The organism is Roseivivax sp. GX 12232 (genome assembly GCF_021272185.1).
Taxonomy (GTDB): domain Bacteria; phylum Pseudomonadota; class Alphaproteobacteria; order Rhodobacterales; family Rhodobacteraceae; genus Roseivivax.
On record NZ_JAJSEC010000006.1, the window covers coordinates 37500 to 52536 of the forward strand.

At 71.0% G+C, this 15037-nt stretch carries 14 protein-coding genes; 6 read left to right on the top strand and 8 right to left on the bottom strand.

Going from position 1 to position 15037, the window contains the following annotated elements:
- Window positions 1-3: 3 nt before the first annotated feature.
- The 3 genes from LR948_RS11540 (at window position 4) to rlmH (ending at window position 3344) form a co-directional block, all read left to right on the top strand.
- A complete protein-coding gene (locus LR948_RS11540; protein WP_232754179.1) occupies window positions 4-2340 on the top strand; it encodes an aldehyde dehydrogenase family protein in 2337 nt (778 codons plus the stop codon).
- Between the two features lie 165 nt (window positions 2341-2505).
- The gene (rsfS, locus tag LR948_RS11545; protein ID WP_232754180.1) at window positions 2506-2874 is read left to right on the top strand and encodes a ribosome silencing factor; all 369 of its coding nucleotides are present in this window, start codon (window positions 2506-2508) and stop codon (window positions 2872-2874) included.
- Window positions 2874-3344 carry a 23S rRNA (pseudouridine(1915)-N(3))-methyltransferase RlmH gene (gene rlmH, locus LR948_RS11550; protein ID WP_232754181.1) on the top strand — a complete coding sequence of 157 codons (471 nt, stop codon included), beginning with the start codon at window positions 2874-2876 and terminating at the stop codon, window positions 3342-3344. The genes rsfS and rlmH overlap by 1 nt, the downstream gene beginning before the upstream one ends.
- 456 nt (window positions 3345-3800) lie before the next feature.
- Here rlmH and LR948_RS11555 read toward each other — a convergent pair whose 3' ends face one another.
- From LR948_RS11555 to LR948_RS11590, 8 genes are all read right to left on the bottom strand, one after another.
- Complete coding sequence (locus LR948_RS11555; RefSeq protein WP_232754182.1) at window positions 3801-4985, bottom strand: amino acid aminotransferase; 1185 nt, start codon at window positions 4983-4985, stop codon at window positions 3801-3803.
- Window positions 4985-5839 (bottom strand): 3-mercaptopyruvate sulfurtransferase, encoded by an 855-nt coding sequence (sseA, locus tag LR948_RS11560; protein WP_232754183.1) that lies wholly within the window; start codon window positions 5837-5839, stop codon window positions 4985-4987. Before sseA ends, LR948_RS11555 begins: the two co-directional genes overlap by 1 nt.
- A gap of 65 nt (window positions 5840-5904) precedes the next feature.
- Window positions 5905-6381, bottom strand: coding sequence for an SsrA-binding protein SmpB (gene smpB / locus LR948_RS11565; protein ID WP_232754184.1), 477 nt, complete (start codon window positions 6379-6381; stop codon window positions 5905-5907).
- Window positions 6382-6450: 69 nt separating this feature from the next.
- On the bottom strand, window positions 6451-8964 hold the full coding sequence (locus LR948_RS11570) for a cation:proton antiporter (RefSeq protein ID WP_232754185.1): 2514 nt from the start codon (window positions 8962-8964) through the stop codon (window positions 6451-6453).
- A gap of 472 nt (window positions 8965-9436) precedes the next feature.
- Entirely contained in the window at window positions 9437-10324 is an 888-nt protein-coding gene (locus LR948_RS11575) for a glycosyltransferase (RefSeq protein WP_232754186.1), read from the bottom strand.
- A 357-nt stretch (window positions 10325-10681) separates the two neighbouring features.
- A complete protein-coding gene (locus tag LR948_RS11580; RefSeq protein ID WP_232754187.1) occupies window positions 10682-11437 on the bottom strand; it encodes a 1-acyl-sn-glycerol-3-phosphate acyltransferase in 756 nt (251 codons plus the stop codon).
- Window positions 11437-12333, bottom strand: coding sequence for an ABC transporter permease (locus LR948_RS11585; RefSeq protein WP_232754378.1), 897 nt, complete (start codon window positions 12331-12333; stop codon window positions 11437-11439). Before LR948_RS11585 ends, LR948_RS11580 begins: the two co-directional genes overlap by 1 nt.
- Before the next feature lie 5 nt (window positions 12334-12338).
- On the bottom strand, window positions 12339-13016 hold the full coding sequence (locus LR948_RS11590) for an ATP-binding cassette domain-containing protein (protein ID WP_232754188.1): 678 nt from the start codon (window positions 13014-13016) through the stop codon (window positions 12339-12341).
- A 151-nt stretch (window positions 13017-13167) separates the two neighbouring features.
- On the opposite strand from LR948_RS11590, the gene LR948_RS11595 reads away from it, so the two are divergent.
- The 3 genes from LR948_RS11595 (at window position 13168) to LR948_RS11605 (ending at window position 14903) form a co-directional block, all read left to right on the top strand.
- The gene (locus LR948_RS11595) at window positions 13168-13995 is read left to right on the top strand and encodes a zinc-ribbon domain-containing protein (protein WP_232754189.1); all 828 of its coding nucleotides are present in this window, start codon (window positions 13168-13170) and stop codon (window positions 13993-13995) included.
- 79 nt (window positions 13996-14074) lie between these two features.
- A complete protein-coding gene (locus LR948_RS11600; protein ID WP_232754190.1) occupies window positions 14075-14410 on the top strand; it encodes an STAS domain-containing protein in 336 nt (111 codons plus the stop codon).
- Window positions 14403-14903, top strand: coding sequence for an ATP-binding protein (locus LR948_RS11605; RefSeq protein ID WP_232754191.1), 501 nt, complete (start codon window positions 14403-14405; stop codon window positions 14901-14903). Before LR948_RS11600 ends, LR948_RS11605 begins: the two co-directional genes overlap by 8 nt.
- Window positions 14904-15037: the final 134 nt, after the last annotated feature.

A 15037-nucleotide genomic window follows, 5' to 3' on the forward strand; every position in this document is an offset into this window, starting at 1 on the left:
AACATGGGCGTGAAAGAGATCTTCGAGACGATGGACTATGGCCCCGCCCCCGAGGCGGCCGGCGACGCGCTGGCCTGGATCACCGACCAGGGCGCGCGCTTCGGGCATTTCATCGACGGCGGCTTCACCAAGCCCGGCGAGACCTTCGAGACCACGAACCCCGCCAATGGCGAGGTGCTGGCCGAGATCACCCAGGGCACCGAGGACGACGTCGCCACCGCGGTCGCCGCCGCGCGCAAGGCCCAAGCTGCCTGGGAAAAGCTCGGCGGCCCCGGCCGCGCGCGGCACCTCTACGCGATTACCCGGCTTCTGCAGAAGCACTCGCGGCTCTTCGCGGTGCTCGAGAGCCTCGACAACGGCAAGCCGATCCGCGAGAGCCGCGACATCGACATCCCCACCGCCCAGCGGCATTTCTACTACCACGCGGGCTGCGCCCAGCTCATGGAAGAGACCGTGCCCGGCCGCGTCGCCCATGGCGTCTGCGGCCAGGTGGTGCCCTGGAACTTCCCGCTCCTGATGCTGGCCTGGAAGGTCGCCCCGGCGCTGGCCATGGGCAACACCGTGGTGCTGAAGCCGGCGGAATGGACCTCGCTCACCGCGCTTCTCTTCGCCGACATCTGCCGCCAGGCGGGCCTGCCCAAGGGCGTGGTCAACATCGTCACCGGCGATGGCGCCACCGGCGCGGCGCTGGTCGCCTCGGAGGTCGACAAGGTGGCCTTCACCGGCTCCACCGAGGTCGGCCGCAAGATCCGCCAGGCCACCGCCGGCAGCGGCAAGGCGCTGACCCTCGAGCTGGGCGGCAAGTCGCCCTACATCGTCTTCGAGGACGCCGATCTCGACAGCGCGGTCGAAGGGCTGGTCGATGCGATCTGGTTCAACGGCGGGCAGGTCTGCTGCGCGGGCTCGCGGCTTCTGGTGCAGGAGGGCGTCGCCGAACGCTTCCACGCCAAGCTCACCGCGCGGATGGACAAGCTGCGCCTCGGCGATCCTCTCGACAAGTCGATCGACGTGGGCGCCATCGTGCATCCCGAGCAGCTCGCCCGGATCACCTCGCTGGTCGAGGGCGCCGAGGGCTCGGTCTACCGCGCCGCCTGTCCGGTGCCCGAGGGCTGCTTCTACCCGCCGACGCTGATCTCGGACCTCTCGCCCGCCTCCCCGCTCATGCAGGAGGAGATCTTCGGCCCGGTCCTGGTCTCGACCACCTTCCGCACGCCTTCCGAGGCGGTGGAACTGGCCAACAACACCCGCTACGGGCTGGCCGCCTCGGTCTGGTCCGAGAACATCAACGTCGCGCTCGACATCGCGCCGAAGCTGGTCGCGGGCGTGGTCTGGGTGAACGGCACCAACATGTTCGACGCCTCCGCCCCCTTCGGCGGCATGCGCGAGTCGGGCTTCGGCCGCGAGGGCGGGCCCGAGGGGCTGCTGGCCTACACCAAGCCCGCGGGCAAACCGAAGGCCAAGAAGCGCATCGCGCCCTTCGCCGGTGCCGAGGCCGAGCCGCAGCCGGTGGACCGCACCGCCAAGCTCTTCATCGGCGGCAAGCAGGCGCGGCCCGACGGCGGCTACGCGCAGGTTGTCTATGACGCCAAGGGCCGGGTCCTCGGCCAGGCGCCCATCGCCAACCGCAAGGACGTGCGCAACGCCGTGGAGGCCGCCCGCGCCGCCAAGGGCTGGTCCGGGGCCACCGCGCACAACCGCGCGCAGGTGCTCTATTACCTGGGCGAGAACCTCTCGGCCCGCGCGTCCGAACTGGCCGCGCGTCTCGACGCGATGACCGGCAGCAAGACCGGCGCCAAGGAGGTCGAGACCGCGATCACCCGGCTTTTCGAGGCCGCCGCCTGGGCCGACAAATTCGCCGGCGAGGCCCGCGCCGTGCCGATGCGCGGCCTGGCCATGGCGCTGCGCGAGCCGGTGGGTGTCCTTGGCGCGCTCTGCCCCGACGAGGCGCCGCTGCTGGGGCTGGTGTCGCTCATGGCCCCGGCGCTCGCCATGGGCAACCGGCTGGTGCTGGTGGCCTCCGAGCCCTTCCCGCTGATCGCCCAGGAAGTGACCCAGCTTCTCGAGACCTCGGATGTGCCCGCGGGCGCGGTGAACCTGTTGACAGGCCCGCATGCGGACCTCGCCAAGACGCTGGCCGATCACGCCGATCTCGACGCGCTCTGGAGCTTCTCCGGGGCCGATCTCTCGGGCGAGATCGAGCGCCGCGCGGCGGGCAATCTCAAGCGCACGCTGGTCGACCAGGGCCGCGAGCGCGACTGGTTCGGCCCCGAGGGCGGCGCCCGCGCCTTCCACGATGCCGCCACCGAGGTGAAGTCGGTCTGGGTGCCTTATGGCGCCTGACCGGCTCTCGCCGGCCTCAAGGCCCTGTCATTGAGATTTCATGCCCCCGATGCTATCTTTACACCACGCCTCGCGCGGGAGCGTATCCCCGCGCCGTAACCGAAGGAGGACATCGTCCTGTTGCCACACGCGTCCGCGGCGTCCACCGCTGAACAGGGCGGCCCCGTGACGGGCCCGACCCATGCAGATCACTCGAGCGAGGACACCCTCGCCCTGATCCGCAAGTCCCTCGATGACATGAAGGCCGACGACACCGTGCAGATCGACCTGCGCGGCAAATCCGCCATGGCCGATTACATGGTGGTCTGCTCGGGCCGCTCCTCGCGCCAGGTCGGCGCGATCGCCGACAAGGTGGTCGAGGACCTGAAGCAGGCGCATGGCCTGCTCTCCAAGGTCGAAGGCAAGGAAACCGGCGATTGGGTGCTGATCGACAGCGGCGACGTGATCGTCCATGTCTTCCGCCCGGAAGTCCGCGAGTTCTACCAGATCGAGAAGATGTGGGTGCCCACGCCCACCGGCCGCACGCCCCAGTAATGCGGCTGCATCTCTGCGTCGTCGGGCGGCTCAAGCGCGGGCCGGAGAAGATGCTCGTCGACGACTACCTCGACCGCGCCCGCAGGGCCGGGCGCGCGCTCGGGATCTCTTCCGTCCAGCTCAACGAGGTCGAGGACCGCAAGGGGGGCGGCCCGGCGGCCGAGGCCGCGCTTCTGCGCGGCGCCCTGCCGCGCGGCGCGCTGACCTGCTGTCTCGACGAACGCGGGCGGCGGCTCTCCTCGCCGGGCTTCGCCGAGACGCTGGCGGGCTGGCGCGACACCGGGCGGCAGGACGTGGCCTTCGTGATCGGCGGCGCCGACGGGATCGACCCCACGCTCCGCGACGAGGCCGAGATGACGCTGGGCTTCGGCGAGATGGTCTGGCCGCATATGCTGGCGCGCGTGATGCTCTCGGAACAGATCTACCGCGCCACCGCGATCCTTGCTGGCACGCCCTACCACCGGGCGTGACCGGGCGGCTTTAACGCCACATTAACCCTCCCGCCCGCAATCTGCCCCGGCGGAACAGGCGGGAGCGCCGATGGCCGCGCCCGGTCATGCGGCCAATGGGGCTCCCCCTCTGGCAGCAGACCAGGCCTCGCCGGTCACCACCGGCGGGGCCACTCCCGCCCCCTCAGGCGCGGCACCAACATTTCAAGAAAGCAGGCCAACCCCGGCGACTTCCGCGGCCCCAACGCGGCCCCCGACAACAAAAAAGCCGCGCCCCACCCCGGACACGGCCCCTCACAATCCAACCCCCAAAAAACAGACCAAACCCGCGCGCCTCGCCGGGGCAAATGCACCCCGCCCCGCAGCATGACCGGGCCGAAAATACTCTCCCGCCGAAGGCGCACCGGAGACCGGGGCCCCCGGCCCCGGGCGACATGACATGCGCGGGCGGCCCATAAGGCCGCCCGCTCCGCCAGATCAGATGCCCACGTCGATGATCGCGCGCGCCAGTTTCGGCACGGTCTCGGCGTTCAGCCCGGCGATGTTCATCCGGCTGTCGCCGACCATGTAGACCCCGTGCTTCTCGCGCAGCGCCTCGACCTTCTCGGGCCCGACGCCCAGGCGCGAGAACATGCCGCGGTGCTGGGCCAGGAAGCCGAAGCGGTCCGAGCCCGAAAGCTCGCGCAGCTCGCGCGCGAGCTGTTCGCGCAGCTCCAGCATGCCCAGGCGCACCTCCTCGAGCTCGGCCTCCCAGTCGGCGCGCAGCTTGTCGTCGCCGAGGATCATCAGCACCAGCCGCGCCCCATGGTCCGGCGGGAAGGAGAAGTTCTGCCGGTTGAGATAGGCCAGCGTGCCCTGATTGGTCTTGTGCCGCCCGGCCTCATGGGCGACCGCCATCAGGCAGCCGGTGCGCTCGCGGTAGATGCCGAAGTTCTTCGAGCAGGAGGCCGCGATCAGCACCTCGGGGCAATGCGCCGCGATCAGCCGGGTCGGGCCGGCATCGGCCTCGAGCCCGTCGCCGAAGCCCTGGTAGGCGATGTCGATCATCGGCACCGCGCCGGTCTTGTTCACCAGGTCGGCGACCTCTTTCCACTGCTCCATGGTGAGATTCGCGCCGGTCGGGTTGTGGCAGCAGCCGTGCAGCAGCACGATGTCGCCTTTGCCCGCGCCCGCGAGGTCTTCCATCATGCCGTCGAAATCCACGCCACCGGTCTCGGCGTCGAAATACCGGTAGGGCACATGCGCGATGCCCATGTGCTTCAGGATCGACAGGTGGTTGGGCCACGTCGGATCGGAGACGAAGACCCGCGCCTCGGGGTTGGCCATGCGCACCAGGTCGAAGGCCTGGCGCACCGCGCCGGTGCCGCCCGGGGTCGCGACCCGCGCCACGCTGTCGAGCGAGACCGCGTCGCCCAGGACCAGCGAAGCCATGCGCTCGCCGAAGAGCGGATCGCCCGCCAGCCCGGTATAGGCCTTGGTCTGCTCCTCGTCCCAGAGCCGCTTCTCGGCCGCCTTGACCGCCCTCATGATCGGGGTGTTGCCGCTGGCGTCCTTGTAGACGCCGACGCCGAGGTCGATCTTCTCCTCGCGCGGGTCTTCCTTGTAGGCCTGCATCAGCGCCAGGATCTTGTCGGCGGGTTGGTCCTTGAGATGTTCGAACATCAATCTTCTCCGGTTGCGACGGGCAGGGTCGGAAACTGGCCCCATTCGGACCAGGACCCGTCATAGAGGGAATGGTCGCGCTTGCCGAAGCGCTCCATGGCGAGGCTCAGCACCGCGGCGGTCACGCCCGAGCCGCAGGAGGTGATCGCGGGTTTGCCGAGATCGACGCCGGCGGCCTCGAAGGCGGCGCGCAGCGCCTCGGGGGATTTCAGCGTGCCGTCGCCGTTCAGAAGCGCGGTGAAGGGCAGGTTCTTGGAGCCCGGGATATGGCCCGCGCGCAGCCCCGGGCGCGGCTCGGGGTCGCTGCCGGCGAAGCGCGCCGCCGGGCGGGCGTCGATGATCTCGTGATCGCCGAGCTTGGCGGCCGAGGAAACCTGGGTGACGTCGCGCACCAGATGCGCCTGGCGCCGCACGGTCATGTGCCGGTCGCGGATCACCGGGGCCATGTCCTCGACCGGATGGCCCTCGGCCTGCCACTTCGGGAAGCCGCCGTCGAGCACCGCCACATCCATGTGGCCCATGAGCTTGAACATCCACCAGACCCGCGCGGCCGAGAACAGACCCGCGCCGTCGTAGACCACCACCTGGTGGCCGTCACCGATGCCGAGCGCCCGCATCCGCGACATGAACTTCTCGGGCGGCGGGGCCATATGCGGCAGCTCCGAGCGCGCGTCGCTCAGCGCGTCGATGTCGACATGGCGCGCGCCGGGGATATGGGCCGCCTCGTATTCGGCCTTGGCGTCGCGCTGCATGGCCGGCAGATACCAGCTCGCGTCGATGACCCGCAGGTCGGGGTCGTTCAGATGCTGGGCCAGCCAGTCGGTCGAGACGAGGGTCCGGGGATCGTCGGTCACTTTCGCCACCTCGGTCAGGTCAGGGTCGCTCCAGTGCTTAGAACGGGGCCCCCCGAGAGGCAAGTTCAGCCGTTCTCCTTCAGGAGCCGCTGCTTCTGCCGGTTCCAGTCCCGCTTGGCGGCAGTCTCGCGCTTGTCGACGGTCTTCTTGCCCTTGGCCAGCGCGATCTTGATCTTCGCGATGCCGCGGTGATTGAAGTAGAGGACCAGCGGCACCAGCGTCATGCCCTTGCGGCTGGTCTCGTTCCAGAACTTCGCCAGCTCGCGCTTCGAGGCCAGGAGCTTGCGCGGCTGCCGGTCCTCGTGGCCGAACATCGCCTGCTCGTAGGGCGCGATGTAAGAGTTGATCAGCCACAGCTCGCCGTCCTTCACCTCGGCGTAGCTCTCGGCGATATTGGCCTGGTTGAGACGCAGCGACTTCACCTCCGAGCCCTGCAGCACGATGCCGCATTCGACGTCCTCCTCGATCTTGTAATCGAAGCGGGCGCGCCGGTTCTCGGCGATCACCTTGTAGTTCGGGTTGTCGTCTTTCTTCTTGGCCATGGCCCGGCTGGCTATCCTCTTGGCGCGTCTCTGTCCATCCACCCTATCTAAGCCTTCGGGGCGCGGATTTCACCCGCCGCCGGCGGCCAGTTCGTCGAGGTAGGGCACCTGAATGCCGCGTTTCTCGGCGCTCTCGCGCACCGCCTTCTGCATCGGCTTGGAGCGCCGCAGGAGCCGCCGGAAGCGCCGCTCGTCCAGCGCCAGGAGCGTCGAGGGCGCGATGGCGCGCACCTCGCTGCGCCGTGCGGTCTTGGTCAGCATGGCGAGCTGCCCGAACAGCTCGCCCCGCCCGAGCCGGTAGCTGACCCCGCGGCTGCGCAGCTCCACCGCGCCCGAGGCGATGAAATAGACCGTGTCCGGCGCCGCGCTGCGGCTCAGGATCGTGTCGCCCTCGGCGGCGTAGCGGGTGACCAGCGCCCGCGAGAGCCGCCGCAGCGTCGCCTCGTCGAACTCCGAGAAGAGCGGGAACTGCCGCGCCACCTCGGCCTTCTGCATGACGATGTCGAGCGCCGGGCGCCGGTCCTCCCGGGCCATGCGGCGGGCGAGGCGCTGCGAGAGGTCGGTGTGCAGCTCGACCCCGATCAGCCCTTCCTCCAGCAGCTCGTCGTATTCGCGCCGCTCGAGCCGCATGGCGGTGCGCCGGATGAAGCGCCGCTCGAGCTCCTCGGCGTAGCCCGGGTATTGCAGCCGCAGCCCGTCGAGCGCCTGTTCCACCATTTCGGTGCGCCGCGCGAGCAGCTCGTGCAGCAGCTCCGCCACCCGCCGGCCGTGAATGCGGCGGATGCGCTGGTCGATGAAGGCGTCGAGGTCGCGCAGCACCAGCCCCTGCAGCAGCAGCACCTCGAAGCGGTCCGCCGTCAGCCGCCCCAGCGGCCCCGAGATCCGCAGCCGGTTGAAGAGCCAGAGCGACAGCCGGAACGAGCGGTTCAGCCCCACCGCCCCGCGCGCCGCCCGGCGATAGCCCAGCCGCCCGGACTGCCGCGCGCCCTCGACCAGCCGGTCGACGTCGGTCAGGATCCGGTCCGCCAGCCGCGAGGAGACCGCGCGCTCCTTCAGCCGTTCCAAGACGATGTCCCGCTCGGCGCTGGCCAGCGCCACCAGCCCCAGGGTGATCCGGTCGCGGTCGAGCACGTCGACCGAGCTTTCGGCCTCCTTCACCGCCCCGTCGAGCCGCTCGCCGAAGCTTTTCGCCTCCGAGCGCACGATGTCGTGGCTGAGATCGTAGGAGCGGGTGCGCTCGGCCACCTCCTCGCGGACGGTCTGCAGCGCCACGGCGACCACCTGCTTGGCCAGCGCCGCATCGAGCGGCGAGAGCTTGTCGAGCCCCAGCCGCCCGATCATCCAGCGCAGCGTCGTGCCCTGCACCACCAGGGTGAAGAGCGTGTAGCCGGTGGCGAGGATGCCGACCATGCGCTGGGTCTCGGCGGGCACCCGCAGGCTCTCGGTCACCGCCAGCGCCAGCACCAGGGTCACCGCGCCGCGCAGCCCGCCCCAGAGGATCGCCACCCGGTAGGGCCGCTCCACCGGCGGCGAGATCCTCAGCTTCGCCAGCACCGGCAGGAGCCCGAAGAGGATCACCGCCCGCGCCCCGAGCGCCGCCAGCGCCACGAAGAGCGTCAGCGCCACGTCGATCAGCGTCACGTCCTGCAGGAGCCGCGGGATCAGAAGCGCCGCCAGCACGAAGATCAGCCCGCCCGCCCAATGCGACAGGAGCACCCAGACCTCGCGCATGTTGGCCCAGCTCGTCGGGCTGATCGCCCCGGGCGCGGCGACGGTCATGGTCATGCCCGAGGCCACCACCGCGATGACGCCCGAGGCGCCGAACATCTGCTCGGCGGCGATATAGGCGAAATAGGGCAGCGCCACCGAGATCGAGATCTGCGCCGCCTCGTAGCGGTCGAAGAAGGACATGATGAAGACCGCGAAGCGCGCCAGGACGAAGCCCACCACCGCGCCGCCCAGGAGCAGCCCCGGGAACTGCAGCACCGCGTCGCGCAGCGAGGGGTCGGGCACCCCGCGCATGACGAAGCCCATCAGGAGGCCGAAAAGCGCGATGGCCGCGGCGTCGTTCATCAGGCTCTCGCCCTCGATGATCCGCGCCAGCCGCCGCGGCGCGGCGATCGAGCGGAAGATCGAGACCACCGCCGAGGGATCCGTGGTCGAGATGATCGCCGCCAGGAGCAGGCAGGCGATGAGGTCGATGCCGCTCACGAAGGCCAGCGCGTAGCCCACCACGAGCGTCGAGAAGAAGACCGCCACCACCGCCAGGACCAGGATCGGCACCCAGTCGTCGGCCATGCGCCTGAGGTTCATGCCCAGCGTCACCTGGAACAGCAGGGTCGGCAGGAAGACATAGAGGAAGACGTTCGAGCGGATCGGGAAATCCAGGATCGCCGAGGCCACCGGGTTCAGCGCATCGGTCAGCTCGGTGCGCAGGAAGAAGGAGGCCAGCAGGCCCAGCACGATGCCGATCAGCGCCAGGATCACCGTGTAGGGCAGCCGCAACCGCCCCGCGAGCGGCTCGGCCACGCCCAGGATCAGAAACAGCGCCGCGATGATCGCGATGACGACGACAACATCCATATCCCCTGAGCTAGCGCGTCCCGGCCCAGAGCGGAATCCCAAATCCCGCCCGCCGCGCCGCGACGCCCTCCCCCCGCAGCCCCGCCGCACAGCCCGCAGGCGTTACGCGTCGGACGTCAGGCGTCAGGCGTCAGGCGTCAGGCGTCAGGCGTCAGGCGAGGCAGCGCAATCGCTCGACGACACGCCACACCAAAAAAACCTCACCCGGCTCGTCCGACACGCCCCAGGCGCCACAAGCCCCCTTCACCCCGCGCGCCACCAGCACACCGCCGCCCATAAGCGCGCCCAGACCCCAACACGCGCCACACCCCGCAGCTTCAGCTTGGCAAAAATACCTCGGGGGTGAATGCGGGCCAATGGCCCGCTGAGGGGGCAGCGCCCCCCCGGTCCGGGACGCCGCAGGCGGCCCGGACCCACAAGAAAACGCCCCGCCCTCAACCAATTCCTCCCGTCAGGCCCAACGCCCACAACGTCAACCCGCCCCCAGATACCTCCGGATCAGCGCGCTGCGGTGGGCGAAGACGCGGTCGGCGTCGAAGGGGGTGCCGTCGCGGGCGGCGCGGGTGATGAGATCGGCGAGGGCCACGCGGTCGCGGGCGAGCCTGGCCAGCTCACCCGCCAGTTCGCGCACCGCGCCGCGGGCAACGAGGCGGCCGCCGCCGGCGGGTCGGATCAGGTCGCGGGCATAGGCGTCGGCATAGCCGAGGATCGGGGTGCCGGAGACCAGCGCCTCGATCAGGTTGCGGGGGCTCTCGGGGGTCAGGTGGCAGAAGAGCAGCACATGGGCGGCGCGGCAGGCCTCGAGCACCGCGGCGCGGTCGCCCAGGAAGCCGGGGAAGCGCACGTGGTCCTCGAGCCCGAGGCGGGCGCATTCGGCCTCGACTTCGGCGCGGGACGGGCCCTCGCCGATCCAGCGGGCCTCGAAGGCGATGCCCGCGTCGCGCAGGGCGGCGAGCGTGGCGAGCCAGTCCATCGGCCCTTTCATCGGCGCGAGCCGCCCGACGTAGAGGATCTGCAGCGGGCCCTCGCCCGCCCGGGCGATCTTTGCCGCCAGGGCCTCGGGAGTGATGTGATCGGCGCGGGTCAGGGAGATGTCGTGCACCATCTCGGCCCGGCGGGCTTGCGGCGCATAGGTCTCATAGGTCTCCTGCCCGTGGAAAAGCCCCAGCGTCGCGCGGCGGATCGCCATGCGCTCGAGCAGCGCCGTCGGCCCGGCGTAGAGCCGCGCGCGCAGCGCAACCCTTCGGTTGGGCGCGCGCTGCTCGGCGCGCAGCACCGCGGATTCCACCCGGTCGGTCCAGACCGCGAAGGGCCGGCCCCGGCGGTGCGCCAGAAGGGACGCGACCGACCCCCAAGTCACCGAAGAGCCCGCCGATGGCGAAGCTCAGGTAGTCGGCCTGATCGATCAGAGCGCCGATCTGGCGCAGCCCTGCGGGCAGGGCGCGCAGGAAGGCGTCGGGGCGATAGGCGGCGGGAATGGGTGCGAGGCGCAGCCGGTCCGCAAGCGGGTCGAGCGCGGTCGCAGGCCGGTAGCCCGGGGGCGGCGGGCCCGGCAGCTCGGGCATGAGGGCGGTGACATGGGCGAAGTTGTCGGCCCAGCGGCGCAGCCCCGCGACGGCCTGGCCTTCGACGTGCAGGCCCGAGGCGTCGCGGTACAGCGGCACCGGCGCGTAGATCAGAAGGCGGCCCGCGCGGGTCTCCCGCGCCGGGGCGGCTGTCACCGGAGGGCCCGGGCGGGACGCAGGCCCTCGGGGCCGCCGGCCTCTTCGAGGAGCCGGTCCGAGGCGCCCTCGACCTCGGTCTCGAGCCGGGCGAGGAAGCCGCGCTTGTCGGTGCCCGCGGCGATGCGCGGCAGAAACTCCACCACCGCCGTGCCGGGGCGGCGGTAGATGCCCTTGCGCTGCCAGGTCACCCCGGCGTTGGTCGCCACCGGCACGCAGTCCTGGCCGAGCTGTTCGAAAAGCACCGAGGTGCCGACCTTGTAGGGTGCCTTCACCCCCGGCGCGACGCGGGTGCCCTGGGAATAGATGATCAGCTGGCCGGCCTCGGCGCGGCCCTTCTCGACATCGGCGACCATCTTGCGGATCGCCTGGCCGCGCTTGCCCCGATCGACCGGCACGCAGCCGATCTTCAGCGCGTATTGCCCGATGATCGGCGCATACATGAGCTCGCGCTTCATGATGAACTTGCCCGCCGGCACCGCGTAGAAGATCAGGATGATGTCGAGGAAGCTCTGGTGCTTGGCGGCGATGACCACCTCGTCCTGCGGCACCTCTCCGCGGATCTCGTAGGTCAGGCCGATCATCCAGCGCGCGGTCCAGAGCGTGAAGCGGCACCAGGTCTTGCAGGCCGCGCGGGCGCCCCGCGCCGAGACCAGCGCCCAGGGGAAATAGGCGATGCCGATCACCAGCATCGCGGTGTAGATCGTCACGATATGCGCGAGCGAGCGCAGCCATTGCAGCGCATGGGCCATCAGGCGAGATCCTCCAGAACCCGGCGGGCCGCGGCCCGCGTTGCAACAAGCGCGACCAGCGCGGCGAGGCTCGGCACCGCCAGCGGCCAGAGCCAGCCCGCGCCCTCGAAGCCCAGGCCGGTCAGCACGCCGCCGGTGTCGCCGGTGTCGGGCATCAGCGTCACCGCCAGCACCCCGAGCCCGGTGCCCGCCGCCGCGCCCATGAGCGCACGCAGGGTGAAGCGGCGCACGAAGGCCCCGGCGATATAGGCGTCGGTGGCGCCGACCAGCCGCAGGACCGCGATCACCTGGGCATTGGCGGCCAGCGCGGCATTGGCCGCCAGGGTCACCATGGCCGCCATGGCCCCCGCGATCAGCAGCAGCGCCGCCGCCCCGAGCCAGCGCAGCCCGCCCGCCGCCGCCAGGAGCGGCTCGCGCCAGCGCGCGTGATCGTCGAACACCGCCCCCGGCACCTCGGCCTGGAGCCTGAGCCGCAGCCCCGCGGCATCGAGCCTTTCCGGGCCCTCGGCGATCTCGATGAGCTGCGGCACCGGCAGCTGGTCGAGCGGCAGGTCGGGGCCGAACCAGGGCTCGAGAAGCCCGCGCTGCTCGCTGTCGCTGAGCGCCCGGGCCTCGGCCACGCCGGGCGTGGTGGACAGGATCTCCAGCGCGCGGGCGGTCTGGCGCGGCATCTCCTCGGCGGGCGCCGAGATCCGCAGCGTGGCCGAACGCGCCAGCTCGTCGCCCCAGCGGTCAGCGAGCCGCCCGGCGGCCAGCGACAGCGCCAGGGCGAAGACCGCGAGAAAGGCCATGGCCGCCGCCGAGAACAGCGTCAGCTGCACCGTGAAGCCCGAGGGCGGGACCACCCGGTCGGCCCCCGCCTCGCGCGAGAAGGCGGCGGAGATATCGGCGCGCATCCCGCTCACAGGTCGGCCCCCGCGAGCTGCAGCCGCCGGTTCGAGATCCGCAGCACCCGGGCCTGCACATGCGCCTTGGCGGCGCGGATCAGGCTCAGGTCGTGGGTGGCGATCATCACCGTCTTGCCCATGCGGTTGAGCTCGATCAGGAGCCGCAGGAGCCGCTGGGACATGTCCCAGTCGACGTTGCCGGTGGGCTCGTCGGCCAGGATCACGTCGGGCGACATGATCACCGCCCGCGCTAAGGCCGCGCGCTGCCGCTCGCCGCCCGAGAGCTCGGGCGGCAGCGCATGGGCGCGGTCGGTCAGCCCGACCCAGGTCAGAAGCTCGCTCAGGTCCGATTCCATCGCCGCATTGGCCTCGCCCGCGACGGTCAGCGGCAGGGCGACGTTCTCGGCGACCGAGAGGTGATCGAGGAACTGGCAGTCCTGGTGCACCACCCCGATCCGCCGCCGCGCCAGGGCCACGCCGTCGCGGCCGATCCGGGTGACGTCGCGGTCGAAAAGACGCACCTGCCCCGCGGTCGGCAGCAGCGCGCCGTAACACAGCTTCAGAAGCGTGGTCTTGCCCGCCCCCGAGGGGCCGGTCAGGAAATGGAACGAGGCCGGCGGCAGGCTCAGCGACAGCTCGGAAAGCAGTTCGCCCCCACCGTAGCTATAGGCCACCTGGTCGAATTCGATCACGCCTGTTCCCTCGCACTCCGGGCCATGTTGTGCCCGAGCATCGGCCCGGTTTCAATCCGGAGCCGCGCCGAAAACGGCTTTAACCGGGGGGGCCGCCAGCCTATTGTTTCGCAACGATGATGGTTTGTCCGGCAAGGGTTTCGCGAATTCGATGCGACTGATCTGCCCCAATTGCGGCGCGCAATACGAAGTTCCGACGGAAGTCATCCCCGAGGCGGGCCGCGACGTGCAGTGTTCGAACTGCGGGCACACCTGGTTCGAGCATCATCCCGATTTCGCCCCCGAGGACGATCCCGCCCCCGACGACATCACCCCCCGGCCCGCGCCCGAGGCGCATGAGACCCCCGAGGACGAGGGCCTGCCGCCGCCCGAGGAAGGCCCCGCGCCGGGCGCCGCTGCCACCGCGCCGCGCCGCGAGCTCGACCCCGAGGTCACCAATGTCCTGCGCGAGGAGGCCCGCCGCGAGGCGCTCGCCCGCCGCGCCGAGGGCGGCACGATCGAAAGCCAGCCCGACCTGGGCCTCGACGCGCCGGCCGAGGACGAGGAAGCCGAGCGCGCGCGCCAGTCCCGCGCCCGGATGGAGAAGATGCGCGGCCCCGAGGGCGAGGCGCCCTCTGCGCCCGCGCCCGCCGAGGCGACGCCCGAGCAGCCCGACCCCAATGCCCGCAGCGGCATGCTGCCGGATGTCGACGAGATCAACCAGACGCTGCGCTCGGCCGGCGACCGCCGCCCGGTCGAGACCCCGCAGGGCCGCGCGCCCGACCCCGAGGACCGGGGCCGTTCGGGCTACGGGCGCGGGCTGATGCTGGTCCTGGTGCTCGCGCTTCTCGCCGGGGCGGCCTATGTCTACGCCGCGCCGCTGGCCGAGATGGCCCCCGCCGCCGCCCCCGCGCTCGAGGGCTACGTGGCCCAGGTCAACGACCTGCGCGCCTGGCTGCAGGCCACCGTCGAGGGGCTGACCGCCCCCGCCGAGGGCTGATCCGCGGAAATCCCGGCGTCGCTTACCTTTTGGTAAGCCCTGCTCCCTACCCTGCCGGCATCCCGGTAGGAGGTGCGGCATGTTGCTGGAAGCGGAAGATATCGGCGCGATCCGCGTGGTCCACGTCTTGGCAGAGCGGATCGACGCCGCCGCCACGATCGAGTTCAAGGACGCGATGCGCGCGGTCACGGCGGGCGCGCCGGGGCGCATCTTGCTGAACCTGGGGCAGGTCGGCTTCGTCGACTCCAGCGGTCTCGGCGCCATCGTCGCGGTGATGAAACACCTCGAAGCGGGCCAGGAGCTTGAGCTGGTGCGGCTCAACCCCACGGTGGACACGGTCTTCCGGCTGACCCGGATGGACACGATCTTCCGCATCCATGACACGCTTGACGCGGGGATCGCCGAAGATGCCTGAGAACGCCGCCGCCCGGACCGGTGCCCAGGATCGCACCCAGAATCGCATCCAAGACCGCACCTCGAACCGCCCCCAGCCCGGGGTGGTGCTGTTCTACACGCTGCCCGCAGCGCTCCTCTCGGTGCGCGAGACCTGCCGCCGTTTCGAGGCCGACCTGATCGGCGCGGGCTTCGAGGCCGCCCCTGCGGGCCGCGTCGCCCTGGTCTGCGCCGAGGCGCTGAACAACGTCGTGGAACATGGCCAGCACGCCGAGGGCGCGGGCGAGCTGCGGCTGGAATTCTCCAGCGGCCGCCGCTGCCGGCTGCGCATCGCCGACCGCGGCAGCCCGGTGCCCGCCTCGGTCTTCCGCAAACCGGCCCCGCCGGTGATCGAGGGCAAGGTCGGCCTGCCCGAGGGCGGCTTCGGGCTGTCGATCATCCACAGCCTCTCCGACGAGGTGCGCTACATGCGCCGCGGCCAGGAGAACGTGCTGGACATCGTGCTGGCGCCCTGAGGGGTGGGTGGCGAGAGGGTGTTTGGGGTGCGCTGAGTTGGCGCTGCGGGTGGGCCGGGCAACGGCTGAACGAGGCTCAGCGCGTACGGGCAAGAACGGCGTGGGCTCAGGCGCGCCACTGACCTTTCCCGGAT

Bases quoted from the DNA above. Each gene is read 5' to 3' on its own strand.
- LR948_RS11540 (WP_232754179.1), top strand. From the start codon at position 4: ATGGGCGTGAAAGAGATCTTCGAGACGATGGACTATGGCCCCGCCCCC.
- rlmH (WP_232754181.1), top strand. From the start codon at position 2,874: ATGCGGCTGCATCTCTGCGTCGTCGGGCGGCTCAAGCGCGGGCCGGAG.
- LR948_RS11555 (WP_232754182.1), bottom strand. From the start codon at position 4,985: ATGTTCGAACATCTCAAGGACCAACCCGCCGACAAGATCCTGGCGCTG.
- smpB (WP_232754184.1), bottom strand. From the start codon at position 6,381: ATGGCCAAGAAGAAAGACGACAACCCGAACTACAAGGTGATCGCCGAG.
- LR948_RS11570 (WP_232754185.1), bottom strand. From the start codon at position 8,964: ATGGATGTTGTCGTCGTCATCGCGATCATCGCGGCGCTGTTTCTGATC.
- LR948_RS11580 (WP_232754187.1), bottom strand. From the start codon at position 11,437: ATGGCCCATGCGCTGCAATGGCTGCGCTCGCTCGCGCATATCGTGACG.
- LR948_RS11585 (WP_232754378.1), bottom strand. From the start codon at position 12,333: ATGCGCGCCGATATCTCCGCCGCCTTCTCGCGCGAGGCGGGGGCCGAC.
- LR948_RS11595 (WP_232754189.1), top strand. From the start codon at position 13,168: ATGCGACTGATCTGCCCCAATTGCGGCGCGCAATACGAAGTTCCGACG.
- LR948_RS11600 (WP_232754190.1), top strand. From the start codon at position 14,075: ATGTTGCTGGAAGCGGAAGATATCGGCGCGATCCGCGTGGTCCACGTC.
- LR948_RS11605 (WP_232754191.1), top strand. From the start codon at position 14,403: ATGCCTGAGAACGCCGCCGCCCGGACCGGTGCCCAGGATCGCACCCAG.